We start from the raw sequence: 25003 nt of genomic DNA on the forward strand, positions 1-25003 counted from the left end.
GAACTGCCGACAGACGCCGCGGATTGCCTTGCCGTTATCCTTGCGGAAACTGGCGATGGTCTTGAAGTCCGGCATCAACCGTCCGGTCAGCCACATCAACTCAACGTTGCGCTGAGCCTCGCGTTCGAGACGGCGACTGGACTGGATGCGATTGAGGTAACCGTAGATGTAGATCTTCAGCAGGTCGGCAGGATGGTAGGCCGGCCTGCCGGTTTCCGCTGGGACGACACCCTCGAAACCCAGTTGGCCAAGGTCGAGTTCATCGACGAAAACATCGACCACCCGCACCGGGTTCGTGTCCGACACGTAGTCATCCAAGCTCTCGGGAAGCAGTGTGCTTTGCCCTCGGTACTCTCCCTGGATAAAACGCTTCATTGGCGTCCCCCACTAATTTCGAATCCATCAAATCATAGCAAGGTCGATGCCAACGTTTTTACACAGTCTGGGCCGCTTTCTGCCGGTCACCTCGTCGACATGAATCATGTTCTGCCTCATCGAACACGCCCCTGGAGACCCGCCATCATCACCGGATCTGGAGTCCATAAGTTCAAAGGCGATTCCCAACGCCCACTGGCCAGCCACTTATCCCGCGCGAGCGGTCACAGGTCCAAGCCCTGCGCCAAGAAACTCACCAGATCGAGCGGACTCCGACTGTCGACCACCTTGTAAATCAGGTCGCGCTTGCCGCGCGGCAGCAATTTCACACAGCGCTTCGCCGTCGCCCTGACCGCAGCGTCGGTTCCGTGTATCCGTGCCGCCAACAGCAGCGCGAGCGTAGCATCAGTGAGAGTCATGAAATCGCTTACGGGAAATGACGTCAGCAGTTTACCGCCTCTCCCACCCCCGATGCACCACAGACAGCCCCGGCCGCTTAAACCGTCGCGTGGCGTATCGTTTTCCTGCTTGGCGCGCAAAGGGGTACAAGCCAAAAGGTCACAAGGGCCGGAAAGGAAGGGGGCATCAAGGGTAAGAGGCCTACCCGAAAAGGCTAAAAGGCCACCAGAAACGGGCTCTTCCGGAGAACAACGATGCTCGGCCTATTTCGACTCAAACAACAAAAGACTATCTCTCCTCCGCGTGAGCCTACCCCAGAAAGCTACACCCCCGTGGAATCAGCCCATACTCTGCTCCAGCCCGATCATCGCCGCCAACTGCTGGCGCGCATCTGGGAACTCACGGCCCTGTCCCAGCCCCAGTTCAATCAGCTCTACCTGAAGCCGATCCAACGCTATGCCCAACGGGTGCAGCAACTCCCGGCCAGCGAGACCCATCACCACGCCTACCTCGGCGGCATGCTGGACCATGGCCTGGAGTTGGTTGCCTACAGCCTGAAGCTGCGCCAGTCCTACCTGTTGCCCACGGGCGCAGCCCCCGAAGACCAGGCGGCGCAGGCCGATGCCTGGTCTGCCGGCATCGCCTACGGCGCCCTGCTCCACGATGTCGGTAAGATCGCCGTGGACCTGCGGATCGAACGCCAGGACGGCAGCCTCTGGCATCCCTGGCACGGCCCCCTCGATCAGCCCTATCGCTTTCGTTATGCCAAAGGGCGTGACTACAAGCTGCATGGCGCCGCAGCGGGCCTGCTCTACACCCAGGTTCTTGAGCGAGACGTCCTCGACTGGCTCAGCACCTTCCCTGCCCTCTGGGGAAACCTGCTGCACCTGCTGGCGGGGCAGTATGAGCATGCCGGTGTGCTGGGCGAACTAGTCATCCAGGCCGACCGCGCCTCCACCGCGCAGAATCTGGGCGGCAACCCCGACAAGGCGCTGCAGGCCCCGCTTCACTCCTTGCAGCATCACCTGATCCGCGGACTGCGCCACCTGGTGCAGCACGAACTCAAGCTCAATCAGCCAGGCGCCGCCGGCTGGCTGACCCAGGACGCGCTGTGGCTGGTCAGCAAGAGCGTCACCGACAAGCTGCGCGCCCACCTGCTGTCACAGGCCATCGACGGCATCCCCGCCTCCAACACCGCGTTGTTCGATGAACTGCAGTCCCACGGATTGGTCGAACCCACGCCCGAAGGCAAGGCCATCTGGACAGCCAGTGTCGAGATGGAAAACTGGCGGCAAACTTTTACCTTTCTACGCGTTCAACCCGCCTTGATCTGGGGCAGCGATGACCGGCCGGAGCTTTTCAGAGGAACCGTCAACATCGCCGCCGACGAAGCAACGCATCAGTCCCAACCACGGCCGATACCCGAAGGAATCACGGCCGAAGCGGATGGCACCAACATGCCGTCCTGCGCCCCAAGCGACGATGACTTCATCGAGTCATTGCTGAATATATTCGAACATAAGGAGCCGGCCTTATCCGAAGCATCGCTGCAGCCCAGCCCGGAAAACCAATTGCCCACATCCAACGATCCCGGCCAGATATTCTTGAACTGGATCAGAGAGGGCATTCGCAGCCACAAACTGATCATCAACGACAGCAAGGCCAAGGTGCACACAGTGAGCGGCACCGCCTTCCTCGTCACACCAGGGCTCTTCCAGCGTTATGTGCAGGAGTTTCCCGACATCGCTCATGGCGCCGAGCATGAAGGCGAAGCATGGCGCTGTGTCCAGCGCCAGTTCGAGAGACTGAAGGTTCACAGAAAGCGTGCCAATGGGCTGAACATCTGGACCTGCAAGGTCAAAGGGCCGCGGAAGAACGGCAGGCTACAAGGCTACCTGCTGGAAAATCCCGAGCTGCTTTTCAACCTATCGCCCCCCGACAATCCCTTCCTGAGCGTAGTGGAGCACTAAGCTGCAACCCACTCATGCGAAGTGAATCGCACCTAGTTTCGTAGATATTCTTGAGCGTCCGGATTAAATATAGCCGGTCGTGACAGGCCGGAGTCGTGAAGCTGCCGGTGGCGACCGGCAGAGAACGGCCCGTAGTGTGTAAAAACGTGCTCACCACCCTTTGATGGAGGCAAAAATGGCGCAGAAGATGGGACTCGAACTGATTTGTGCTATTTGCTGCGCGCGATGACGACAATTGGTCGAAAAATCTTGTGGGGGTAAATGTGGGGGTATTTTTCAATACATGAAAAAGCCCAACCTTTTCAGATTGGGCTAAGTCATTGAAAAATATGGTCGGGACGGAGTGATTCGAACACTCGACCCCTAGCACCCCATGCTAGTGCGCTACCGGACTGCGCTACGCCCCGACTAGGCGTGAAACTGTTTCCGTGCATCTGGAAACGGTGCGAATCATACAATAAGTCCCTGAAACATGGAAACTTTTTTGAGTTGCTTCGCTATTTTTTGAGCAACTGCAGCACATCTTCCAGCTCAGCAATCGTTTGCCTGATGAGTTGCTTGTACTGAGTGGTGTCATCCCTGGCCTCATCGCCGGAAAGGCGCTGGCGCGCCCCCCCTATGGTGAAACCCTGGTCATATAACAACGCGCGGATTTGACGAATCATCAACACGTCCTGACGTTGATAATATCGCCGGTTACCGCGACGCTTTACTGGGTTGAGCTGAGGAAACTCCTGCTCCCAATACCGCAAAACATGCGGTTTGACGGCACAGAGTTCGCTTACCTCGCCGATCGTGAAATACCGCTTGCCTGGTATGGCGGGTAATTCGTCGTTATGACTTGGTTCCAGCATACGCCTCAACCCTGGCTTTAAGTTTCTGGCCCGGGCGGAAAGTCACCACACGGCGCGCCGTTATGGGGATTTCCTCTCCCGTTTTTGGATTACGACCGGGGCGCTGACGCTTATCGCGCAGATCAAAATTGCCGAACCCCGAGAGTTTGACCTGCTCATTGAGCTCCAAAGCCTGGCGGATCTCTTCGAAGAACAGCTCCACCAACTCTTTGGCTTCCCGTTTATTCAGGCCCAGCTCTTCATTCAGACGTTCCGCCATTTCAGCTTTCGTCAGAGCCCCCATACGCTACTTCCTTAACGTGGCGTTAAACCTTTGTTCCAGGGAGGTGAGGACATTTTGTGCAGCACTACTCACCTCATCGTCATTAAGAGTGCGCGATGGATGCTGCCAGGTCAAGCCGACGGCGAGACTTTTTCTATGCGGATCAATACCTTTACCGTGATATACGTCAAATAGCTTGAGGTCAGTCAACCACTCGCCTGCGGCTTCACGGATAACCGCCAACAATGTCGCCGCTGGCACGTCACGATCCACCAGCAGAGCCAAGTCGCGGCGCACCTCGGGGAAGCGCGACAGCTCGCGGAACTTCGGCATGCGACCCTGAGCGATTTCCGCCAATAACAACTCGAACAGATACACCGGCTGATCGAAGCCGAGCGCCTTGCCCAGCTCTGGGTGCATGGCCCCCAGGAAGCCGACCAAGCGGCCATCGCGCTCGATCTGCGCGGTTTGCCCAGGGTGCAAAGCCGGATGCTCGGCAGCAACGAAATTGAACTGGTCGCCTGCTCCGGCACTGGCCAGCAGCGCCTCGACGTCAGCCTTCACATCGTAGAAGTCGACATCGTCGCGGCCATGCGTCCAGTTTTCCGACAGCCGACTACCGCAAATCACCCCGGCCAGCATCGGCTCCTGCTTCAACCCTTCCAGTTGACCAACGAAACGCAGGCCGCTTTCAAACAGACGCACACGCGACTGCTGACGATTGAGGTTGTGCTCCAGCGCCTTGACCAGGCCCGGCCATAGCGATGAACGCATGGCGGCCATATCGGCCGATATCGGATTGGCCAGCATCAGCGGCTCAACGCCAGGGTGGAACAACTCGAACAGCTTGGGATCGATAAAGCTGTAGGTAATCACCTCCTGGTAACCGCGCGCCACCAACAGACGACGCAGCGCCGGCAACTCGACAGCGGCCTCTGTTTTGGGCTGTGGCGCCAGCCGCGCCTGCGGGTAACGCACCGGTAAACGATTGTAGCCGTACAGGCGCGCCAACTCCTCGATCAAATCGACCTCGATGCTGATATCGAAGCGGTGACTGGGAACCGTCACTTGCCATTGCCCTTCACCGTCGGCGCTGACACCCAGCCCCAACGCAGCCAGCAAGCGGACGATCTCTGCATCGTCCATTTTCAGACCGAGCATTTGCTCGATGCGCTCGGCGCGCAGAGTCACAAGGGCGGTGCTCGGCAACTGCTGCCGATCGACCGCTTCGATGATCGGGCCAGCCTCACCGCCGACGATCTCCAGCAACAAGCCAGTGGCCCGCTCCATGGCCTCACGCGCGAGCTGCCAGTCCACGCCACGCTCGAAGCGGTGCGAGGAGTCGGTGTGCAGGCCGTAGGAGCGAGCCTTGCCGGCAATGGCGATGGTGTCGAAGAAGGCACTCTCGAGAAACAGGTCGCAGGTCTTGGCACTTACGCCGCTGTGCTCACCACCCATCACGCCGGCGATCGCCAGGGCGCGCTGGTGGTCGGCGATCACCAGGGTGTCGGCGCGCAGGCTGACTTCCTGGCCGTCGAGCAGCACCAGCTTCTCGCCCTCCTCGGCCATGCGCACGCGGATACCGCCATTGATCTCGGCCAAGTCGAAGGCATGCATCGGCTGACCCAGTTCGAGCATCACGTAGTTGGTGATATCCACCGCAGCATCGATGCTGCGCACATCGGCGCGGCGCAGGCGCTCGACCATCCACAACGGCGTCGGCCTGGACAAATCGACCTTACGCACCACTCGGCCGAGATAGCGCGGACAAGCCTGGGGCGCCAACACTTCGACGGGGCGCACTTCATCATGGCCCGGCGCAACCGCCGCAATCTGCGGACGGGTCACGGGCGCGTCGTACAGGGCGCCGACTTCACGAGCCAGGCCGGCCAGGGACAGGCAGTCGCCGCGGTTCGGCGTCAGGTCGACTTCGATGCTGGCATCATCCAGATCGAGATAAGCCCGGATATCCTGGCCCACCGGTGCATCGGCAGGCAGCTCCATCAGGCCGTCGTTCTCTTCGCTGATCTGCAGCTCGGAGGCCGAGCAGAGCATGCCGTTGGACTCGACGCCGCGCAGCTTGGCTTTCTTGATCTTGAAATCGCCCGGTAACTCGGCGCCGAGCATGGCGAAGGGAATCTTCAGGCCGGGGCGCACATTCGGCGCGCCGCACACCACCTGAAAGGCCTCCGCGCCATTGCTGACCTGACACACCCGCAACTTGTCGGCATCCGGGTGCTGCTCGGTGCTCAGCACCTGGCCCACTACCACGCCACTGAATACCCCGGCAGCCGGGGTCACGCTATCCACTTCCAGGCCCGCCATGGACAGGCGCGCCACCAGCTCGTCACGGGAAACCTGCGGGCTTACCCAGGTACGCAGCCACTGTTCACTGAACTTCATCCTGCTCTCCTAAAACTGATCGGTTACGGTCATGCGCTTCTAGCGAAATTGCGCCAGGAATCGCAGGTCGTTATCGAAGAACAGACGCAAGTCGTTGACGCCGTAACGCAGCATCGCCAGACGTTCGACGCCCATACCGAAGGCAAAGCCGGAATACTTCTCGGGGTCGATGCCGGACATGCGCAGCACGTCCGGATGGACCATGCCGCAGCCCATCACTTCCAGCCAACCGGTCTGCTTGCACACCCGGCAACCCTTGCCGCTGCACATCACGCACTGCATATCGACTTCAGCCGAGGGCTCGGTGAAGGGGAAGAAGGATGGGCGGAAACGCACGCCCAGGGGCTTCTCGAAAAACACCCGGAGAAATTCTTCGATGGTGCCCTTGAGGTCGGCAAAGCTCACGTTCTCGTCGACCAGCAGGCCTTCGACCTGGTGGAACATCGGCGAGTGGGTGATATCGGAATCGCAGCGGTACACGCGGCCGGGGCAGACGATGCGGATCGGCGGTTGCTGCGACTCCATGGTGCGCACCTGAACCGGCGAGGTGTGGGTGCGCAGCAACATGTTCGCGTTGAAATAGAAGGTGTCATGCATCGCCCGCGCCGGGTGGTGACCAGGGATATTGAGCGCCTCGAAGTTGTGGTAGTCGTCTTCCACTTCGGGGCCTTCGGCGATGCCGTAGCCAATCCGAGTGAAAAACTGCTCGACGCGCTCCAGGGTGCGGGTTACCGGATGCAGACCACCCGAGGTCTGGCCGCGCCCCGGCAAGGTCACATCGATGCGCTCGGCCGCCAGTTTGGCACTCAACGCAGCCCCTTCAAGAGTGGTCTTGCGGCTGTTCAGGGCGTCCTGAACCTTGTCCTTGGCGGCATTGATCAAGGCACCGGCTTGCGGACGCTCCTCCGCCGACAGGCTGCCCAGGGTCTTCATCACCTGAGTCAACTCGCCTTTCTTGCCCAGATAGTGAACCCGCAGTTGCTCCAGGGCATTCACATCGTCGGTGTGGCTAACGGCCTCAAGCGCTTGCGAGACCAGCACATCCAGATTTTCCATTTACAGACTCCAGATACGAAATAGGGGAAGAGCTTGAAGGCTCTTCCCCTATTGGTGACGTTCAACACCGGGCGAACCCGGTGATTGTCGGGGACTTAAGCCAGTACGGCTTTCGCTTTCTCGACAATCGCAGCAAACGCCGCTTTTTCGTTCACTGCCAGATCAGCCAAAACCTTACGATCGATCTCGATGGACGCTTTTTTCAGGCCGGCGATGAAACGGCTGTAGGACAGACCGTTGACACGAGCACCAGCATTGATACGAGCGATCCACAGGGCGCGGAACTGACGCTTCCTCTGGCGGCGGTCGCGGTAGGCGTATTGGCCTGCCTTGATCACTGCCTGCTTGGCAACGCGGAATACGCGCGAACGCGCACCGTAGTAGCCTTTAGCGAGTTTCAGAATCTTTTTGTGACGCTTGCGAGCGATAACGCCGCGCTTAACACGAGCCATGAGTAATTTCCTCTATCTTGACCGATTAACGAACGCGCAGCATGCGCGCCACTTTTGCCACGTCGGACGGATGCACCATGGTGCTACCGCGAAGTTGACGCTTACGCTTAGTGGACATCTTGGTCAGGATGTGGCTCTTGAAAGCGTGCTTGTGCTTGAAGCCGTTAGCGGTTTTAAGAAAACGCTTGGCTGCACCACTCTTGGTTTTCATCTTTGGCATGTTCGGTACTCCGCATTCAGTTGATAAACATAACCGCAAGGCCTGCCGTGCCCTGGTGGTTACTTCTTCTTTTTGGGGGCGATGACCATTATCAGTTGGCGTCCTTCCATCTTTGGATGCTGTTCAACCGAGCCATATTCAAGCAGGTCAGCTTCAACCCGCTTCAACAGCTCCATTCCCAGCTCCTGATGCGCCATCTCACGGCCACGGAATCGCAAAGATACCTTGGCCCTGTCCCCTTCACTCAGGAAACGTACCAGGTTGCGCAGTTTTACCTGGTAATCCCCTTCCTCCGTCCCTGGACGAAACTTGATTTCTTTAACCTGGACCTGCTTCTGGTTTTTCTTCGCCGCAGCGATCTGCTTCTTCTTTTCGAAGATCGACTTGCCGTAGTCCATGACTCGGCAAACCGGAGGAATCGCATCGGCAGAAATCTCCACCAGATCCAGCTTGGATTCTTCGGCGATTCTAAGCGCTTCATCAATCGAGACGATGCCAATTTGCTCGCCTTCAGCGCCAATTAACCGAACCTCGCGTGCCGAGATATTCTCGTTGATCGGGGCTTTCGGGGCAGCTCGTTTATCTTGTCTCATTTCACGCTTAATAATGATTACTCCACATCTTGGCGACCACGCCGGGAAACCGCCTGCGCGAGAAATTCAGCGAATTGAGCGACGGGCATCGAGCCCAGATCAGCACCTTCACGGGTACGCACGGCGACAGTTTGCATCTCTACCTCCCGATCTCCGATAACCAAGAGATAGGGGACCTTGAGCAAAGTATGCTCGCGGATTTTAAAGCCAATTTTTTCGTTTCTCAAGTCGGACTTGGCACGAAAACCGCTTTGGCCGAGTGTTTTTTCCACTTCCAAAGCAAATTCAGCCTGCTTGTCGGTGATATTCATCACCACCGCCTGAGTCGGCGCCAGCCAGGCCGGGAACGCGCCCTCATAGTGCTCGATCAAAATCCCGATAAAGCGCTCGAAGGAACCGAGGATCGCGCGGTGCAACATCACCGGATGCTTACGGCTGTTGTCCTCGCTGACGTATTCGGCACCCAAGCGCACAGGCAAGTTGAAATCGAGCTGCAGAGTACCACACTGCCACACCCGCCCCAGACAATCCTTCAGCGAGAACTCGATTTTCGGCCCGTAAAAGGCGCCTTCTCCCGGCTGCAAATCGTAAGACAGGCCCGCACTATCCAATGCCGAGGCCAGCGCCGCTTCGGCACGGCCCCACAACTCATCGGAACCCACGCGCTTTTCCGGGCGAGTCGAGAGCTTGAGCTGGATGTCGGTAAAGCCGAAATCGGCATAGACCGCCAGGGTCAGCTTGATGAAATCCGCCGACTCGGCCTGCATCTGCTCTTCGGTGCAGAAGATGTGCGCATCGTCCTGGGTAAAGCCGCGCACACGCATGATGCCATGCAGGGCGCCGGACGGCTCGTTGCGGTGGCAGGCGCCGAACTCGGCCAGACGCATCGGCAGCTCGCGGTAGCTCTTCAAGCCCTGATTGAACACCTGCACATGGCACGGGCAGTTCATCGGCTTGATCGCGTAGTCGCGGCTTTCCGACTCGGTGGTGAACATGTTCTCGGCGTAGTTGGCCCAATGCCCGGATTTCTCCCACAGCGAGCGGTCGACCACCTGCGGCGTCTTGATTTCCAGGTAGCCATGCTCGTGCTGCACTTTGCGCATGTACTGCTCGAGCACCTGGTACAGGGTCCAGCCATTGGGATGCCAGAACACCATGCCCGGCGCTTCTTCCTGGGTGTGGAACAGGTTCAGGCGCTTGCCGATCTTGCGATGATCGCGCTTCTCGGCCTCTTCGATACGCTGGATATAGGCCGCCAGCTGCTTCTTGTCGGCCCAGGCGGTGCCATAGACCCGCTGCAACTGCTCGTTCTTGGCATCGCCGCGCCAGTAGGCACCGGACAGCTTGGTCAACTTGAAGGCCTTGAGGAAGCGCGTGTTCGGCACGTGCGGACCACGGCACATGTCGACATACTCTTCGTGGTAGTACAGGCCCATGGCCTGCTCGCCCGGCATATCTTCGACCAGACGCAGCTTGTAATCCTCGCCACGGGAAGCGAACAGCTCGATTACCTCCGCCCGCGGCGTCACCTTCTTGATCACGTCGTAGTCTTTCTCGATCAGCTGCTGCATGCGCTGCTCGATCGCCGCCACGTCATCCAGAGTAAACGGACGCTCGCTGGCAATGTCGTAATAGAAACCTTCTTCAATGACCGGGCCGATCACCATCTTGGCGCTTGGAAACAGCTGCTTGACCGCATGACCGATCAAGTGCGCACAGGAGTGGCGGATAATCTCAAGCCCCTCCTGGTCTTTCGGCGTGATGATCTGCAGGGTCGCATCGCTGTCGATCAGGTCGCAGGCATCGACCAGCTTGCCATTGACCTTGCCGGCCAGCGTCGCCTTGGCCAGGCCGGCGCCAATGGACTGGGCCACCTCGAGTACGGATACCGGATGATCGAACGAACGCTGACTGCCGTCGGGAAGAGTAATGATGGGCATGGCGCCTCCTCTCCTAGTGGTGACCTCTACCAAAGGCCACATGGGTTGGGATGAGCCAGTAAGCGATTCGACGGTATGCCTGCCATACGGCGGCAGGAGCCTGTTAAGCCAACCAAAACCGAACCGGGGTCACTGGAGGTTTTATACGTATCAAGCAACGGCCGGATGCTTCCAGAAAGGCCGAGCTCTGGCAAGCCGCCCAATAAAAAAGGGTCGCCTGGGCGACCCTTTTCATCGAATTGGTAGGCACAATTGGATTCGAACCAACGACCCCCACCATGTCAAGGTGGTGCTCTAACCAACTGAGCTATGTGCCTTCGATGGGTGGGCATTCTACGGAGGCGCTAAAAAGAGTCAACACTTTTTTCGCTAACTGCCTGAATAAATGAATTTTTTACTGTTCGGCGCGGCGTTTAATATTTCGCACGGGCACTAGCCGGGCATTTTCAACTCGGGTAGCATCACTGCATCCGTAAAATATAAAGAACAGAGGTTGCAATATGGCGCACACGGCTTATCCACAATCCTACTATGCCGCTTCAGCCAACCCGGCGCCGCCACGCCCGGAACTGCATGGCGAAGTGGCAACCGACGTCTGCATTGTCGGTGCGGGCTACACCGGCTTGTCCACGGCCATAGCCCTGCTGGAAAGCGGCTTCAAGGTGAGCATTGTCGAGGCTGCCAAAGTCGGTTTCGGCGCCTCTGGTCGTAACGGCGGTCAAATCGTCAACAGTTACAGCCGCGACATCGACACCATAGAGCGCAGCGTCGGCCCCAAGCATGCGCAACTGCTGGGCCAGATGGCGTTCGAAGGCGGCCGGATCATTCGCGAGCGGGTAGCGAAGTACAACATCCAGTGCGACCTCAAGGATGGCGGCGTGTTTGCCGCGATCACGCCCAAGCAGATGGGACACCTGGAAGCACAGAAGAAGTTGTGGGAGCGCTATGGCCATACCCAACTAGAGCTGCTCGACGCCAAACGCATCCGCGAAGTGGTGGCGACCGGCAACTATATAGGCGGCATGCTCGACATGAGTGGCGGCCATATCCACCCGCTCAACCTGGCGCTCGGCGAGGCGGCTGCCGTTGAATCCCTGGGTGGGGTGATTTATGAACAATCGCCGGCCATTCGCATCGAGCGCGGCGCCAACCCGGTGGTGCATACCCCCAACGGCCGAATCAAGGCCAAGTTCGTGGTAGTGGCGGGCAATGCCTACCTGGGTAATCTGATCCCCGAACTGTCGGCCAAGTCGATGCCTTGCGGCACCCAGGTGATCACCACCGAACCCTTGTCCGATGAACTGGCGAAGAGCCTGCTGCCGCAGGACTACTGCGTCGAAGACTGCAACTACCTGCTCGACTACTACCGCCTGAGCGGTGACAAGCGCCTGATCTTCGGCGGCGGCGTGGTCTATGGCGCGCGCGATCCGGCCAACATCGAGGCGATCATCCGGCCGAACATGCTCAAGACCTTCCCGCAACTGAAGGACGTGAAGATCGATTACGCCTGGACCGGCAACTTCCTGTTGACCCTGTCGCGCCTACCCCAGGTCGGCCGCCTCGGTGACAATGTCTACTACTCGCAGGGCTGTAGCGGCCATGGCGTGACCTACACCCACCTGGCCGGCAAGGTGCTGGCCGAGGCTCTGCGCGGCCAGGCCGAGCGTTTCGACGCCTTCGCCGAACTGCCGCACTACCCCTTCCCGGGTGGCCAGCTGTTGCGCATCCCCTTCACCGCTATGGGTGCCTGGTACTACAGCCTGCGCGACAGGCTCGGATTCTAACCACTCGCCCGGACAAACCAACGGCGCCTACTGGCGCCGTCGGTTTTCCAACTCGTTCAGTTCTGCGGGCAGGCAGGAGGAGGCAGGCACTGTTGCGCCGATCCGCCGGCCGCGGGCTTTACGATTGCGCCAAATCGCCGATCATCCGGGGCCAGGCGCTGGGCACAGAGCCTCGCTTGTTCGGCGGTCTGCTGACAGCCGCGACCGGACAATACCTGAGAAAGATTGAACCAGCCCGCGGCGAAGTCGGGCTGCTGCGCCAGGCTTTCACGTAAAGCCGCTTCCGCCCCCAGCGCATCGCCACCGGCATAGCGGCTGTTGGCCAAGGCAAACCAAGCCAATGATTCATTCGGCCAATGTTGAGTGGCAGTGCGATAGGCGCGCTGCGCCGCAGCGACCCGCCCGGTTTCCTCAAGATCGCTCGCGGCCTTGAGCCAGGGCCGCAGTTCTGCCTGCGCCGGCAGCGTATCTGCCGGCAGGGTCAAAACAGCCCAACGCCCACCGCGCGCCCAGGTCTTGTCGAAACTGCTGAAGTCGGTCAGCCAACGGCGCGTGGTGCCCGAGCGCAAAATCAAGGTACGTTCACGCAGGTCATAACCGACCACCACCGCGAAGTGCCAGCGCGGGTACCAGTCGAAGGCCAGGTTCTGCAAGACCAACACCGGATTCCCCGCCGCCACTTCGGCAAGCAACGCCTCCAGACGCGGTTGCAACGGATACACCAGCATGTCGTGGGCGCGCGCGGTCGCCACCATCTCTACTTGCAGGCTGCCGTCACGTGCAGGAATGAACACCCGATCCTTGAGCAGGCTGGGGCTAGTCATTACGCCGCGCTGGTTGAGCATGGTCGCCAGCGCGGCCGGCCCGCATTGATAGGCGCTCTGCGGGAAAAACGGTACATCGCTCAGTTCCACCCGCTCAGGCAAACGCGAAGTTTCCGGTGGCAACAGCGGAGACTTCGCGCACGCAGCCAGCAGGACGATCAAAGCGAAGGGAAGGAAACGCCAGGCACTCAACGATTTATGCATTTGATGAAACTGAAGATGTCGGTAGCGCAGAGCATATCGGTGATGATGAAGATCACCAAGAACAGGACGATGATGCCGAGGATGCCGCCCGCCGGTGCGTCTTGCAGCTGTTGATTGAATTGCGCCAGTTCGGCACTGGTCAGGTTGCCGATGCGCGCCTCGACTTGCGAGCGCTCAACGCCCATGGCCTGCAGCTTATCTTGCACGCCCTGATCATCGAGCATGCTCAACAGCTGCTGGCGATCGACCTGTTGTTGCTGTTGCGCCAACACCTCGACGGTACCGATCATTGCCGCGCTGGCCAGCGGAACCTGCACAACCATGAGCACATGAAACACTGCCAATACGGCTGCCAAACGACGGAACAGCGAGAGCTTGCTCATTGTGGTTATCTCCATAGTCAACCAAGGCTTTGTAGGCCCGAACGATACACAAAGGTTCTTATCCAGCATAGACAATCAGCGCTTGGCCAACTGCGCCGTAGTGCGCAGCTTGACGCTACGGTTGTTGCGACAACTGGCGCGGTTGCATCCGCAGCCCTTCAACCCAGCGAGGACTCGCGTAGCATCTGACTGACTACTGCGCGCAATTTGCCGGGCTTGACCGGTTTGTTCAGCAGCGGCATGCCCATGCGCTGCAATTCGCGACGACATTGGTCGCTACGATCCGCGGTGATCATCACCGCTGGAAGCGGCGAGCCGAAGTACTGCCGCAAGTACGCCACCACCGCGCAACCCAGCACGTCATGGTCGAGGTGGAAATCCGCAAGAATCAAATCCGGCGCCTGCCCCTCAAGCACGCGCACGGCGTCTTCCTGATCGACCGCAGTCACCACGACGCAGCCCCACTGCTCAAGCAGCGCCGCCATGCTATGGAGGATACTCAACTCGTTATCCAGTACCAATAGGCGCCGCCCTGGCAATGGATCACCGACTAACGAGCGAACCGATGAAGTAACGGGTGCCTCATTAATAACCCGCTGCGTCAACGGCACCCGAATGGAGAACACCGAGCCGCGCCCAGGCTGCGAGCGCACCGCGACCGGGTAGCCCAGCATCCGCGCGATCCGCTCGACGATCGCCAGGCCCAGACCAACCCCTCGGCGTTCTGCCGCGCGGCCGACATTCAGCTGATTGAATTCCAGAAAGATGTTTTCCAGTTGATCCTCGGATATACCGCGACCGGTGTCCCACACTTGCAGTTCGAGGAACTCACCGCGTTTTCGTCCCCCCAAGAGAATGCGCCCCTGCTCGGTATAGCGACAGGCATTAGTCAAAAAGTTGCGCAGGATGCGCGTCAGCAGACGGAAATCCGTACTGATCGTATAGTCGGGAATGCGTGCCTTGAACTGCAAACCCTCGGCGGCGGCCACCGACTGGAACTCGGACGCCAAAGGCGCCAGCAGATCCTGCAAACGGTACACATCGACATCCGGCTTGATCGCCGCCTGGTCGAGTTTGGAGATATCGAGCAAGTCAGTGAGCAGATCCTCGGCCCCCTCCAACGCCTGATGGCTGCGTTCAACCAGATTGTGCTCGGCCGCCGGCAAATTGCGCTCGCGCAGTGTGGAAATCAATAGGCGCGCGGCGTTGAGTGGCTGTAACAGGTCATGGCTAGCCGTCGCCAGGTACTTATCCTTGCTGTGGTTGGCTTCTTGCGCGGCATCGCGCGCCTCACGCAATTCCTGCTCGATGCGCTTGCGCTCGACGATCTGCTGCAACAGGTTGCGGTTGACCTCCTGCAACTCGCCGGTACGGGCCTGGACTCGCTGCTCCAGCTCATCATTGAGCAATTGCAGGCGCTGCTGCGCCAGCTTGCGCTCAGTGATGTCGGCGACGAACCCCTCGATGAGACCATCCTCACCCGGCTTGAGCAGCAGGTTCATCAATACATAGACGGTACTGCCATCCTTGCGTCGTAGCTGGGTCTCATAGCCAAACAAACCAGGCGCATGCTCCAGCACCTGACGAATATGCTGCAACTCCTCGCTACCACCGACGAACAGGTAGCTAGCCAGGTCGGCCGGCGACCACAGCACCTCCCGCGGGTCGTCATAACCGAGCATTCGCGCCAAGGCCGGATTGGCCGAGTGCAGACCCTCCTGCAGGCTGGCCTGGAAGATGCCGTGTACCGCGTGTTCGAACAGCCACTTGTAGCGATTCCGCTCCGTTTCCAGCTCTTCCAGGCGCGCCAACAACTCCGGGTAATGGCTCTTGCGCACCGAATGGCCGCCTAGCCCGAGCAGTTCGGTGAGTACCTGGCGCTGCTGGTCAGAGGGCTTCGGCATAAACGACCTCTACATCGCCTTGAGTCGAATCCCTTGGGTTGGTGAGGATGCATGGATCCTGCATGGCATTGCGCGACAGGAATGGGATGTCGGAACAACCAACCCCGTGCAATCCCAGGGTTTCATGGAAGCCGACCGCCCGCTTGAACTGGATCAGGTGCCCGACCAGGCGCTGGCGGATCTGCGAGTGATTGAGGCCACGGGTGTCGATACCGAGGGTTTCGGCGACCATCTTGAAGCGCTCCGGCGCGGCTTTGTAGTTGAACGCCACCACATGCTCGATCAGCACTGCATTGCACAGACCATGCGGCAGGTCGAGAAAGCCGCCGAGGCTGTGCGACATCGCATGCACCGCGCCTAGGATGGCATTGGAAAAGGCCAGGCCGGCCTGCATGCTGCCGAGCATGATCTTCTCGCGCAGGGCGATGTCATTGGGGTTGGCGATCATCGCCACCAGGTTGCCGCTGATCAGACGCATGGCTTCCAGTGCATGGGAATCGGTCAAGGGCCCCGAGCCGGTGGAGACGAAGGCCTCGATGGCGTGCACCAGCGCATCGATGCCGGTACAGGCGGAGAGGAACGGGTCCATGCTCAGGGTGGTTTCCGGATCGATCAGCGAGACGTCGGGTACCGCGCCCTTGCTGACGATGGAAAACTTCATCCGCGCGTCCTGATTGGAGATGATCACGAATTGCGATACGTCCGCCGAAGTGCCGGCAGTGGTTGGAATCAGGATCAGTGGCGGACTTGGCACGCGCAGGGTATCGACCCCCTCGAACTCGATGATGTTGCGACCATGGGCCACGGCAATGCCGATGCCCTTGGCACAGTCCATCGGGCTGCCGCCGCCCACCGCGACTATCACGTTGCAGCCCTGGCTGCGATAAAGCTCGGCGCCGAGCATCACCTCTTCACTGCGCGGATTTGGCGATACCTGGGTGTACAGGCAGTGCGCGATGCCCTGGCGCAGCAGACTGGCTTGCACGTCGGCCACCCAGCCGGCGGCCTCCACCCCCGGATCCGACACCAGCAGCACCTTGCGTGCACCGAAGTTACTGGCGTAATTGCCCACGCTATGCCGGCAACCCGCACCAAAGACGATTTCCGGCGAGACGAATTTACGATGAAGACTGATATCGGCACTCATGTAACGGCCTACCGCTTGCTGATCTGACTACCGCCCAGCGTACTTGATTCACCTGTCAATGCAATGCCGCCAGCGTAGCCATGCACGCTAGCCGGACATGCTTGTAGACGGGGCTGTCGTTGCCTGCGGTCACGAGGCGCTCAACAGGTTGCAATAGAAGCGCCACTCATGCTCCAGGGCATGAGCCAGGTTCTTCGCCTGGCGAAAACCGTGACGCTCTTGCGGATACAGGTGGTATTCCACCGGTACGCCACGCAGCCGTAGCGCGGCGACCATCTGTTCGGTCTGCGCCGGCAGCACCACCGCATCCTGGCCGCCCTGGAAGAAGATCACCGGCGTGGCGATCCGCTCGGCATGCAACAGCGGCGTGCGCGACCGATAGCGCTGGGCATCGCGCAGCGGGTCGCCAATCAGCCAGTCCAGGTAGTCGGCCTCGAACTTGTGCGTCACCTGGCGCAGGGCCAGCGGATCGCTGACCCCGTAGAGACTGGCACCACCGCGAAACACCCGACTGAAGGCCAGAGCGCATAACGCCGTGTAGCCGCCGGCACTGGCGCCGCGGATAAACGCCCGCGCCGGGTCGATCAGGCCGCTGGCCGCCAGGTGCGCCACCGCGGCCTGGACGTCCGCCACCTCGATATGTCCCCACTCCCCCGCCAGGCGCAGGCGATAGGCCCGGCCGTACCCGCTGCTGCCGCGGTAGTTGAGGTCGAGCACGGCGTAGCCGCGCAGCGTCCAGAACGGGATGCGCGGGTCGAACACCGGATAGCAGGCCGAAGTGGGCCCGCCGTGCAGGAACACCAGCAGCGGCGGTTTCTCCACTTGTTCCACGGGCGCATAGAAGAAACCCTGACTGCATTCACCCTCACCGACCGAACAGCTGAAGGGCTGCGGCCTGGGCAGGTGCTGGCTCCCCAGGGGCTGCTCACCACCGACGATAATGCGCACCACACCGCTATCACGGGTGATGGCCAGAACCGCCGGCAAGCGATCCGGTGCCCCGGCGATACAGTAATAGTGCTCGGCATCCGCAGCCAGGCCGCGAAAGCGGCTGAAGCCCGAGGCCAGACGTCGCTCGCAGGGCGACGCGGGGTCTACGGCTCGTTCCAGCAGCACACCGAAGCCCTGCTCGAAACGGCTCAGCAGCATACCGCCCGCCTCCAGCGGCAAGTAGGTACAGCCGCCCAGCTGCCAGGGCGCCGGCGCATGATCGTAGGGGGCATACGCACCTTCGGCTGTTTCGGAATCACTGGTGACGCGCACCGGCTGCCACCAGCCGTGAAGATCGGAGAGCGCCCAGAGCTGGCCGTCGACGCTGAAACGCGGCTGCTGCAGGGACTGGTCGTGATCTGCGCCGGCCAGAACCCGCCCGGGCTCCTCACCCTCACGCAGACACAAGCGGGTGGCGATCCAGGGCTGACAGGGTCTGTCCCACTCGATCCAGGCCAACTGGCGGCCGTCAGCACTGGCAACCGGATCGGCATAGAAGTTGGCACCCTCGACCAGCACTTGACGGCCGCCATCCAGGTCGATGCACACCAGGCGATGGATCACCCCGGCCGCTTCGTGGCTTTCCTCCACGGCCAACAGTGCCTGCCAGCCCGGGACGAAGGACAGGCCGCCATAACGGCACTCCGGGCGGGCGGTCAGCTTGCACGCTGCACTCGCCGCATCACTGGTGCGCGTGGCGCACTCCACCAGGTAGATCTGCTGATCGGCTTCGTTGACGAACGCCGCACCCCGGTCGGTGGCGCAGCAGGCGCCGCCACCGTACTCGTAGACCCGGCTGCGCACGGAGAAACCCGCCGGGGTCAGCTCGCACAGCTCGCCCTCACGCCAGAAAAACAGGCCGCAACGCGCCTGCTGCGGATCGAAAGCCACCCATAACAGGCCACCATGAACAGCGTGCAGTTCGGCGAAATCGCCACTAGCGGTCGCGGCTTGGGCGGCATTCCAGATGCCGTCGGCCTCATCGGCTCGTATCACGCACCTACGCCTTGCAGATCAGTTTGGAAGTCTTCTCGTTGCGGAACATCAGGTTCTCCAGCGCTCCCGGTACCCGCTCGGCCTCTTCGCGCGCGGACAGGATGATGCCGTGGTGCGCTGACTTGCTGCACACCGGGTCGGCGTTGCTGGCATCGCCCGTGAGCATGAAGGCCTGGCAGCGGCAGCCGCCGAAATCCTTAGCCTTTTCGTCACAGGAGCGGCACGGCTCTGGCATCCAGTCGTCGCCGCGAAAGCGGTTGAAACCGAAGGAGTCGCGCCAGATGTGCTCGATGCTGTGCTCGCGCACGTTGGGGAACTGCACCGGCAACTGGCGGGCGCTGTGGCATGGCAGCGCGGTACCGTCCGGGGTGATATCGAGGAACAGGTTGCCCCAGCCGTTCATGCAGGCCTTGGGCCGTTCCTCATAGTAATCCGGGGTGACGAAGATCAGCTTGCACGGGTGGTTCTCGGCCGCCAGCTTGGCACGCCACTCGTTAGTGATGCGCTCGGCATGCTCGAGCTGGGCGCGGGTCGGCAACAGGCCGGCGCGATTGAGTTCGGCCCAGCCGTAGAACTGGCAGGTGGCCAACTCGACGAAATCCGCCTCCAGCTCCAGGCACAGCTGGATGATCCGCTCGATGTTGTCGATGTTGTGCCGGTGGGTGACGAAGTTCAGCACCATGGGGTAACCTGCCGCCTTGACCGCCCGGGCCATGGCCAACTTCTGGGCGAAGGCCTTCTTCGAGCCGGCCAGCAGATTGTTGACCTCCTCGTCGGCGGCCTGGAAGCTGATCTGGATATGATCCAGGCCGGCATCGCTGAAACTGGCAATGCGCTCTTCGCTCAAGCCGATGCCGGAGGTGATCAGGTTGGTGTAGTAGCCCAGATCCCGCGCCGCCTTGATCAGCTCGGCCAGATCCTGACGCACCAGCGGTTCGCCCCCGGAAAAGCCCAGTTGCGCCGCGCCCAGCGCGCGCGCCTGGCGAAACACCTCGATCCACTCGGCGGTGCTCAGTTCCTCGCCTTGCTGGGAGAAATCCAGCGGATTGGAGCAATACGGGCATTGCAGCGGGCAACGGTAAGTCAGCTCGGCCAGTAACCAGAGGGGTGGGCCCGGCTCATGACCGGGTTTACTGCAACTCGATCCAGAACTGAGCATTGGCTACCTCCATAAAGGCCAGGATGTCTTCATCGAGCCCCGGCACGTCCGGAAAGCGTTCACTCAAGGTGTCGATGATCTGGCCGACACTGTGCGCACCATTGACCTGCAGGAGAATTTCCCCGGCACTGTCATTGAGCTTGATCATGCCTTCCGGGTAAAGCAGCACATGGCAGTTTTGCACAGGTTCGAACTGCAGGCGAAAGCCGCGGCGCAGCTTGGGGATCTTGCTGACAAGGGGCTGGTTCATACAATCGACTCCGCGGTGATGCGCGCGGCGCCCCCTAGGAGGGATACGCCGGTCGTAGGGTGCGCCATGCGCACCAATTGATTGCGGCTCACAGCGCGATCCCCCGATGCCAGACCCGCTCAGCCGTCACTGTGTGATAAGGCGCGCGCTCCAGCTCGTAGGCCATGCTCATGGCATCGAGCATACTCCAGAGCACGTCCAGCTTGAATTGCAGGATTTCCAGCATGCGCTGCTGACCCTCGTAGGTCGTGTAGTGCTGCAAGGTGATGCGCAGGCCGTGTTCGACATCGCGGCGCGCCTCTTTCAGGCGTTTGCGGAAGTAGTCGTAACCGCTGGCATCGATCCAGGGGTAATGCTGCGGCCAGGCATCCAGGCGCGACTGGTGAATGGTGGGGGCGAACAGCTCGGTCAGCGAGCTGCTGGCCGCCTCCTGCCAGCAGGCGCGGCGGGCGAAGTTGACGTAGGCATCGACGGCGAAACGCACTCCCGGCAATACCAGCTCCTGGGACAGCACCTGCTCGCGGTCCAGCCCCACGGCCTCGGCCAGGCGCAGCCAGGCTTCGATGCCGCCCTCCTCGCCAGGCGCGCCGTCGTGGTCGAGGATGCGCTGCACCCACTCGCGACGGGTGTCGCGATCCGGGCAGTTGGCCATGATCGCCGCATCCTTCACTGGGATACACACCTGGTAGTAGAAGCGGTTGGCCACCCAGCCCTGGATCTGCTCGCGGCTGGATTGACCGGCGTACATCGCCTGATGGAAAGGATGATGAATGTGGTAATAGGCGCCCTTGGCGCGCAGCGCCTGCTCGAATTCGGCAGGGCTCATGGCGGTCTTGCTCATCGAGGCTCTCCAATTCACGCTGCCGCTTGCCCGGGGTGCGCCCTGCGCACAGCTGGCGGCAGCGTCGTTCTCGTGATGCGCGCGGCCTCGGCGGCCCCGCGCACCTTACAAAGTGATGCTCAGGCCGTCCCAGGCGACGTCAATACCGTGGGCGCACAGCTCGGCACGCTCCGGCGAATCGACATCGAGGATCGGATTGGTGTTGTTGATATGGATCAAAATCTTCTGCTTGCCCGGCAGGCCGTCGAGCACCTCGATCATGCCGCCGGGGCCGCTTTGCGGCAGATGGCCCATTTCGCTGCCGAGCTTGTCGCCGACCTCGCACTGACGCATTTCGTCGTCGCTCCACAGGGTGCCATCGACCAGCAGGCAATCGGCGCGGCGCATCCAGCCCAGCAGCTGATCATCCACCTGCCCCAGGCCGGGCGCGTAGAACAGGGTGCCACCGGTGCGCAAGTCTTCGACGAACAGGCCGATATTGTCACCCGGGTGCGGATTGCCACGGTGCGGCGAGTACGGCGGCGCACTGCTGCGCAGGGCAATCGCGGTGATCTGCAGGTCCGGGCAGGCAGGGATGCTGAACGGCACGCCATCCAGCTCGATCAGGTTGTGCTGCAAGCCACCGTTCCAGTGGTCGAGCATATTGAACAGCGGAAAGCCGCTGGTCAGGTCCTGATGCACCATCTCGGTACACCAGACCTGATGCGGACAACCCTCGCGCAGGGTCAGCAGGCCGGTGCAGTGGTCGATCTGGCTGTCGATCAGAATGACCCCGCCAATCGCCGTGTCACGCGGTTTGCGCGCCGGCTGCAAGGCCGGGAACGACTCGATCTGCGCGCGGATATCCGGTGAAGCGTTGCACAGGATCCAGTCCTTGCCATTGTCGCTCAGGGCGATCGAGGACTGGGTACGCGGCTGCGCACGCAGGCTGCCGTCGCGCACGCCACGGCAGTTGCGACAATTGCAGTTCCACTGGGGGAAACCACCACCGGCGGCGGAACCGAGAATCTGGATATGCATGGCGAATTCCGGTGAGATGCCCCGACGCTGCCGGGGCAAGGTCAATCAACGATTGGCGAAGTACATGGTGACTTCAAAACCAATGCGCATATCGGTGAAGGCGGGTTTAGTCCACATAGCGCGGTCCTCTTCTTATCAAAACCGGCGAATTCCGGTAGTGCTAGTTATGCACCCAGAAAGCTCGCGACAGAATGGTACTTTGGGAGGAGGTCCGGCTGGCTTTGGTAGGCCTGACTAGAAGGACCGCCTGGATCAGACCCCTGGGGACTTTTTGCTACCGAGGTTCGTCTTTGGGCGTGGATATATCAACGACACGCACGCCTTGCGGCTGATATTTACCGGCTAAGGCCCGATTATAGTGAGGTTCGCCAAGACGTTTCACGTAGCCAGCAAGTCATGTCTAGGTGCCCAGCCGTCGCACTTTTACTCAGGCTGAGGAACCGAGAGCATGGCTCATCGGTTCGATTGTTGGCCAAGTGAGTAGTTTTCCAGCGCATCCTTAGGTTAGACGGCAGTCTCTAGTGTTCTGTCCCGGTAATACGTGAACAAAGTCGATGTAGCTTTGCGAGTATCTCATCTGCGGTGGCGGTCCAGCGGAAGGGCTTGCAGTTGCTGTTGTATGAGGTGACGAAGTGATCGATGCGCTGCACGAGTTGTTTGACGCTGGTGAATGAACTGCGACGGATCGTTTTGTCGGCGATCAGTGCGAAGAAGCGCTCGACCTGATTCAGCCAGGCACTGTAGGTCGGGATGAAGTGCATACGCCAGCGCGGCCGAGCTGCCAGCCACGCCTTGACCTTGGGGTGAGTGTGGGTGGCGTAATTGTCGACAATGCAGTGGATATCAAGATCAAGCGGCACTGATTTATCGATCTCGCGCAGAAACGCCCGGAACTCTTGATGGCGGTGGCGCGACTTGCAGGATGCCAGCACTTCACCACTGAGCACGTTCAGCGCAGCAAACAGTGTGGTCGTGACGTGACGCTTGTAGTCGTGGGTAACGCCTTCGGCGTAACCGAAGCCCATGGGTAACATCGGCTGCGTGCGCTCCAGAGCCTGGCACTGGCTCTTCTCGTCGACACAAAGCACCAGGGCATTCTCGGGCGGACTCAGATACAGCCCACGACGTCACGCAGCTTTTCGATGAAGAACGGGTCGTTGGACAGCTTGAACCCTTCGGTGCTATGTGGCTGCAGCCCGAAGAGCCGAAAGTAGCGCTGTACGCTGCCCTTGGAGATGCCAGTTTCAGCGGCTACCGTGCGAACGCTCCAGTGCGTCGAGCCATCTGCCGGTTTGGTGTGCAGGGTCGTGTTGATCAACTGTGTCACGCGTTCGTCGTCGATCGTGCGCGGTGCACCGGGGCGCTGATTCAACGCCTGCCGGACCTGAACGCGCTACTTTACGGTCAGACTGGCGACTTGAGAAAACCATGACTGGAATGCCTTGCTCTCCATCATCCACCCCTCCCGCTGGCTGTATTGACTTCAGTCTAGCCAACCCACGACGAACGCGAACAGAGCCTTGCATTAAAGACCCATGCAGAATCGTATTGAAATAGTCGCGCAAGTCCCTATCCACGACATCTCTTAGCCCGATTTTCGCGGTGTAGTAATGAACCTGCCTCACTGCTGCCTTGGCATCACGGCGCGGCCTGAAACCATGTTGCGATGGCTGCATATCCGCTTCGAATACCGGTTGTGGCAGGAGGTTGACGGCGATTTGCACAACACGATCGCGGATGCAGGGAATGCCCAAGGGGCGGAGTATACCGTTCCTCTTGGGAATCCATACCCGCCGTAGGGACTGCGGTTGGTATCCGCGTCCGACTTCAGCTCCTCACGTAGCTGAGCCAGCCACTCCATAACTCCTGCGTTTTCAATGTCCGCGAAACGCTGGCCGTCGACGCCGTGACTGCCACGATTGGGTGAGTCGGCGACGTCTTCCTCAAGGTGGCTACTCGAACATCTGCTGCAACAGGAACATGCAGATCGCGCCATGCGCTCGGTGAGCCATCAAATGAACATGGCCAAGCTGCCGATGCACCGTGGTCTGGCCGGCTTCGACTTCAGCGCCTCCAGCGCCGACGAACGCCTGGTCAGAGAACTGGCCAGCCCGACCTTTACCGACACGGCGCAGAACATCATGCTGATCGGTGGGCCGGGCCACCTGACCACCGCGCTGGCCGTGTCCGGCATCACCCAACACGGCCAGCGTGTGCGCTTCTACTCCATGGTTGACCTGGTCAATCTGCTGGAACGCGAGAAGCACGACGGCAAAGCCGGGCGCATCGCCCAAGCACTGCTGCGCATGGACGCGGTCATCCTCGATCGTTCAGTCAGGCCGGTGGCGCGCTGCTGTTTCACCTGCTGTCCAAGCTGTACGAGCACACCAGCGTCGTGACCACCACCAACCTGAGCTTCGCCGAATGGTCGAGCGTGTTCGGCGACGCCAAGATGACCACCGCCCTGCTGGATCGGCTGGCCCACCACTGCCACATCGTCGAAACGGGCAACGACTCCTACCGCCTGCAACACAGCAGCTTGGCGGCTCAGGAAAAGATCAAATCACGGGAACGAAAACGCAAGTACGATCAGAAGCAGGTGGACAACGAACCATTTTGATTTTGGGGAAGGATGGCCTGCTGCATGAAGGCATGTGGCAGGTCTTTACAACTGAGCCGGGCTATTGATGGAGCAAGAGCAACTGCGCTGGTAGACTTATCCACAGTTGCTGCTGCTTAAATCAGCAATCCCCCTGGGTCAAATTTCAATCGGCAGGGTGGGTCAATTTTCCATCAGCGCCAACATTCCTGGGCTTTACACACTGCTGTAGTACCAACAGCAGTGGTGGTTTTCAAATACTGCGACTGACGGTCAAGAAACGAGCGCTTCGCCCGAATGAAAACACCCATCTTGAAGAAGCCTTAGTAATGGCAACATGCTGATCTCACTGAGCGACAAGGCATGCATGATAACGGC

General features: G+C 60.3%; 22 protein-coding genes, 2 tRNA genes and 2 pseudogenes. 3 read left to right on the forward strand and 23 right to left on the reverse strand.

The genetic code is table 11. From position 1 onward, the window contains the following. A partial coding sequence (locus BM315_RS21995; protein WP_141123993.1) for a transposase occupies positions 1–375 on the reverse strand: 375 nt, incomplete at its 3' end. Positions 376–599: 224 nt separating this feature from the next. Further along, positions 600–794: a DUF7740 domain-containing protein gene (locus tag BM315_RS22000; protein ID WP_090505573.1), complete on the reverse strand. Its 195-nt coding sequence runs from the start codon at positions 792–794 to the stop codon at positions 600–602. 234 nt (positions 795–1028) lie between these two features. Here BM315_RS22000 and mobH point away from each other — a divergent pair, with 234 nt between their 5' ends. Then, positions 1029–2744 carry a MobH family relaxase gene (gene mobH / locus BM315_RS22005; RefSeq protein WP_090505575.1) on the forward strand — a complete coding sequence of 572 codons (1716 nt, stop codon included), beginning with the start codon at positions 1029–1031 and terminating at the stop codon, positions 2742–2744. Positions 2745–3074: 330 nt separating this feature from the next. On the opposite strand, the gene BM315_RS22010 is transcribed toward mobH, so the two are convergent. The 10 genes from BM315_RS22010 to BM315_RS22055 all read right to left on the reverse strand — a co-directional run bounded on the left by BM315_RS22010 (position 3075) and on the right by BM315_RS22055 (position 10841). Then, positions 3075–3151, reverse strand: a tRNA-Pro gene (locus BM315_RS22010). Positions 3152–3241: 90 nt separating this feature from the next. Next, complete coding sequence (locus tag BM315_RS22015) at positions 3242–3598, reverse strand: MerR family transcriptional regulator (protein ID WP_090505577.1); 357 nt, start codon at positions 3596–3598, stop codon at positions 3242–3244. Next, positions 3579–3881: an integration host factor subunit alpha gene (ihfA, locus tag BM315_RS22020; RefSeq protein WP_090505579.1), complete on the reverse strand. Its 303-nt coding sequence runs from the start codon at positions 3879–3881 to the stop codon at positions 3579–3581. Before ihfA ends, BM315_RS22015 begins: the two co-directional genes overlap by 20 nt. Positions 3882–3884: 3 nt before the next feature. Continuing rightward, positions 3885–6263 carry a phenylalanine--tRNA ligase subunit beta gene (gene pheT, locus BM315_RS22025; RefSeq protein WP_090505582.1) on the reverse strand — a complete coding sequence of 793 codons (2379 nt, stop codon included), beginning with the start codon at positions 6261–6263 and terminating at the stop codon, positions 3885–3887. Positions 6264–6302: 39 nt separating this feature from the next. Further along, positions 6303–7319 carry a phenylalanine--tRNA ligase subunit alpha gene (gene pheS, locus BM315_RS22030; RefSeq protein ID WP_090505584.1) on the reverse strand — a complete coding sequence of 339 codons (1017 nt, stop codon included), beginning with the start codon at positions 7317–7319 and terminating at the stop codon, positions 6303–6305. A gap of 95 nt (positions 7320–7414) precedes the next feature. After that, positions 7415–7771 carry a 50S ribosomal protein L20 gene (rplT, locus tag BM315_RS22035; protein ID WP_090505586.1) on the reverse strand — a complete coding sequence of 119 codons (357 nt, stop codon included), beginning with the start codon at positions 7769–7771 and terminating at the stop codon, positions 7415–7417. A gap of 25 nt (positions 7772–7796) precedes the next feature. Beyond that, positions 7797–7991 carry a 50S ribosomal protein L35 gene (gene rpmI / locus BM315_RS22040; RefSeq protein ID WP_079202156.1) on the reverse strand — a complete coding sequence of 65 codons (195 nt, stop codon included), beginning with the start codon at positions 7989–7991 and terminating at the stop codon, positions 7797–7799. Positions 7992–8050: 59 nt separating this feature from the next. Next, the gene (gene infC / locus BM315_RS22045) at positions 8051–8602 is read right to left on the reverse strand and encodes a translation initiation factor IF-3 (RefSeq protein WP_170862287.1); all 552 of its coding nucleotides are present in this window, start codon (positions 8600–8602) and stop codon (positions 8051–8053) included. After that, positions 8602–10524 carry a threonine--tRNA ligase gene (thrS, locus tag BM315_RS22050; protein WP_090505590.1) on the reverse strand — a complete coding sequence of 641 codons (1923 nt, stop codon included), beginning with the start codon at positions 10522–10524 and terminating at the stop codon, positions 8602–8604. Before thrS ends, infC begins: the two co-directional genes overlap by 1 nt. Positions 10525–10764: 240 nt before the next feature. Next, positions 10765–10841: transfer RNA gene (locus BM315_RS22055), tRNA-Val, on the reverse strand. Between the two features lie 183 nt (positions 10842–11024). On the opposite strand from BM315_RS22055, the gene BM315_RS22060 reads away from it, so the two are divergent. After that, positions 11025–12308, forward strand: a complete 1284-nt coding sequence (locus tag BM315_RS22060; RefSeq protein WP_090505592.1) for an NAD(P)/FAD-dependent oxidoreductase — start codon at positions 11025–11027, stop codon at positions 12306–12308. 56 nt (positions 12309–12364) lie between these two features. On the opposite strand, the gene BM315_RS22065 is transcribed toward BM315_RS22060, so the two are convergent. From BM315_RS22065 to BM315_RS22115, 11 genes and pseudogenes are all read right to left on the reverse strand, one after another. Beyond that, complete coding sequence (locus BM315_RS22065) at positions 12365–13336, reverse strand: PA2778 family cysteine peptidase (RefSeq protein ID WP_090505594.1); 972 nt, start codon at positions 13334–13336, stop codon at positions 12365–12367. After that, entirely contained in the window at positions 13321–13719 is a 399-nt protein-coding gene (locus BM315_RS22070) for a PA2779 family protein (RefSeq protein WP_090505597.1), read from the reverse strand. Before BM315_RS22070 ends, BM315_RS22065 begins: the two co-directional genes overlap by 16 nt. A gap of 158 nt (positions 13720–13877) precedes the next feature. After that, positions 13878–15623 carry a PAS domain-containing hybrid sensor histidine kinase/response regulator gene (locus BM315_RS22075; RefSeq protein ID WP_090505599.1) on the reverse strand — a complete coding sequence of 582 codons (1746 nt, stop codon included), beginning with the start codon at positions 15621–15623 and terminating at the stop codon, positions 13878–13880. Beyond that, a complete protein-coding gene (ercA, locus tag BM315_RS22080; protein ID WP_090505601.1) occupies positions 15607–16770 on the reverse strand; it encodes an alcohol dehydrogenase-like regulatory protein ErcA in 1164 nt (387 codons plus the stop codon). Before ercA ends, BM315_RS22075 begins: the two co-directional genes overlap by 17 nt. A gap of 129 nt (positions 16771–16899) precedes the next feature. Further along, positions 16900–18756, reverse strand: coding sequence for a S9 family peptidase (locus tag BM315_RS22085; protein ID WP_425287801.1), 1857 nt, complete (start codon positions 18754–18756; stop codon positions 16900–16902). Between the two features lie 4 nt (positions 18757–18760). Then, positions 18761–19915, reverse strand: a complete 1155-nt coding sequence (pqqE, locus tag BM315_RS22090; RefSeq protein ID WP_090505603.1) for a pyrroloquinoline quinone biosynthesis protein PqqE — start codon at positions 19913–19915, stop codon at positions 18761–18763. Further along, positions 19887–20165 carry a pyrroloquinoline quinone biosynthesis peptide chaperone PqqD gene (pqqD, locus tag BM315_RS22095; protein ID WP_090505605.1) on the reverse strand — a complete coding sequence of 93 codons (279 nt, stop codon included), beginning with the start codon at positions 20163–20165 and terminating at the stop codon, positions 19887–19889. Before pqqD ends, pqqE begins: the two co-directional genes overlap by 29 nt. An 88-nt stretch (positions 20166–20253) precedes the next feature. Beyond that, a complete protein-coding gene (gene pqqC, locus BM315_RS22100; protein ID WP_090505608.1) occupies positions 20254–21006 on the reverse strand; it encodes a pyrroloquinoline-quinone synthase PqqC in 753 nt (250 codons plus the stop codon). A gap of 105 nt (positions 21007–21111) precedes the next feature. Beyond that, a complete protein-coding gene (gene pqqB, locus BM315_RS22105; RefSeq protein ID WP_090505610.1) occupies positions 21112–22026 on the reverse strand; it encodes a pyrroloquinoline quinone biosynthesis protein PqqB in 915 nt (304 codons plus the stop codon). A 45-nt stretch (positions 22027–22071) separates the two neighbouring features. Continuing rightward, positions 22072–22143, reverse strand: a complete 72-nt coding sequence (gene pqqA, locus BM315_RS22110; RefSeq protein ID WP_003284930.1) for a pyrroloquinoline quinone precursor peptide PqqA — start codon at positions 22141–22143, stop codon at positions 22072–22074. Between the two features lie 401 nt (positions 22144–22544). Continuing rightward, positions 22545–23389 (reverse strand): annotated as a pseudogene (locus BM315_RS22115) (IS630 family transposase); the annotation flags it as partial. Between the two features lie 559 nt (positions 23390–23948). Here BM315_RS22115 and BM315_RS22125 point away from each other — a divergent pair. After that, positions 23949–24646 (forward strand): annotated as a pseudogene (locus BM315_RS22125) (ATP-binding protein); the annotation flags it as partial. Positions 24647–25003: the final 357 nt, after the last annotated feature.

Origin of the sequence: Pseudomonas borbori (genome assembly GCF_900115555.1) — a bacterium.
GTDB lineage: Bacteria > Pseudomonadota > Gammaproteobacteria > Pseudomonadales > Pseudomonadaceae > Aquipseudomonas > Aquipseudomonas borbori.

Coding starts and splice junctions, on each gene's coding strand:
- BM315_RS22000 (WP_090505573.1), bottom strand. CDS start 794: ATGACTCTCACTGATGCTACGCTCGCGCTGCTGTTGGCGGCACGGATA.
- mobH (WP_090505575.1), top strand. CDS start 1,029: ATGCTCGGCCTATTTCGACTCAAACAACAAAAGACTATCTCTCCTCCG.
- BM315_RS22015 (WP_090505577.1), bottom strand. CDS start 3,598: ATGCTGGAACCAAGTCATAACGACGAATTACCCGCCATACCAGGCAAG.
- ihfA (WP_090505579.1), bottom strand. CDS start 3,881: ATGGGGGCTCTGACGAAAGCTGAAATGGCGGAACGTCTGAATGAAGAG.
- pheT (WP_090505582.1), bottom strand. CDS start 6,263: ATGAAGTTCAGTGAACAGTGGCTGCGTACCTGGGTAAGCCCGCAGGTT.
- pheS (WP_090505584.1), bottom strand. CDS start 7,319: ATGGAAAATCTGGATGTGCTGGTCTCGCAAGCGCTTGAGGCCGTTAGC.
- rplT (WP_090505586.1), bottom strand. CDS start 7,771: ATGGCTCGTGTTAAGCGCGGCGTTATCGCTCGCAAGCGTCACAAAAAG.
- rpmI (WP_079202156.1), bottom strand. CDS start 7,991: ATGCCAAAGATGAAAACCAAGAGTGGTGCAGCCAAGCGTTTTCTTAAA.
- thrS (WP_090505590.1), bottom strand. CDS start 10,524: ATGCCCATCATTACTCTTCCCGACGGCAGTCAGCGTTCGTTCGATCAT.
- BM315_RS22060 (WP_090505592.1), top strand. CDS start 11,025: ATGGCGCACACGGCTTATCCACAATCCTACTATGCCGCTTCAGCCAAC.
- BM315_RS22065 (WP_090505594.1), bottom strand. CDS start 13,336: ATGCATAAATCGTTGAGTGCCTGGCGTTTCCTTCCCTTCGCTTTGATC.
- BM315_RS22070 (WP_090505597.1), bottom strand. CDS start 13,719: ATGAGCAAGCTCTCGCTGTTCCGTCGTTTGGCAGCCGTATTGGCAGTG.
- BM315_RS22075 (WP_090505599.1), bottom strand. CDS start 15,623: ATGCCGAAGCCCTCTGACCAGCAGCGCCAGGTACTCACCGAACTGCTC.
- ercA (WP_090505601.1), bottom strand. CDS start 16,770: ATGAGTGCCGATATCAGTCTTCATCGTAAATTCGTCTCGCCGGAAATC.
- pqqE (WP_090505603.1), bottom strand. CDS start 19,915: ATGCTCAGTTCTGGATCGAGTTGCAGTAAACCCGGTCATGAGCCGGGC.
- pqqD (WP_090505605.1), bottom strand. CDS start 20,165: ATGAACCAGCCCCTTGTCAGCAAGATCCCCAAGCTGCGCCGCGGCTTT.
- pqqC (WP_090505608.1), bottom strand. CDS start 21,006: ATGAGCAAGACCGCCATGAGCCCTGCCGAATTCGAGCAGGCGCTGCGC.
- pqqB (WP_090505610.1), bottom strand. CDS start 22,026: ATGCATATCCAGATTCTCGGTTCCGCCGCCGGTGGTGGTTTCCCCCAG.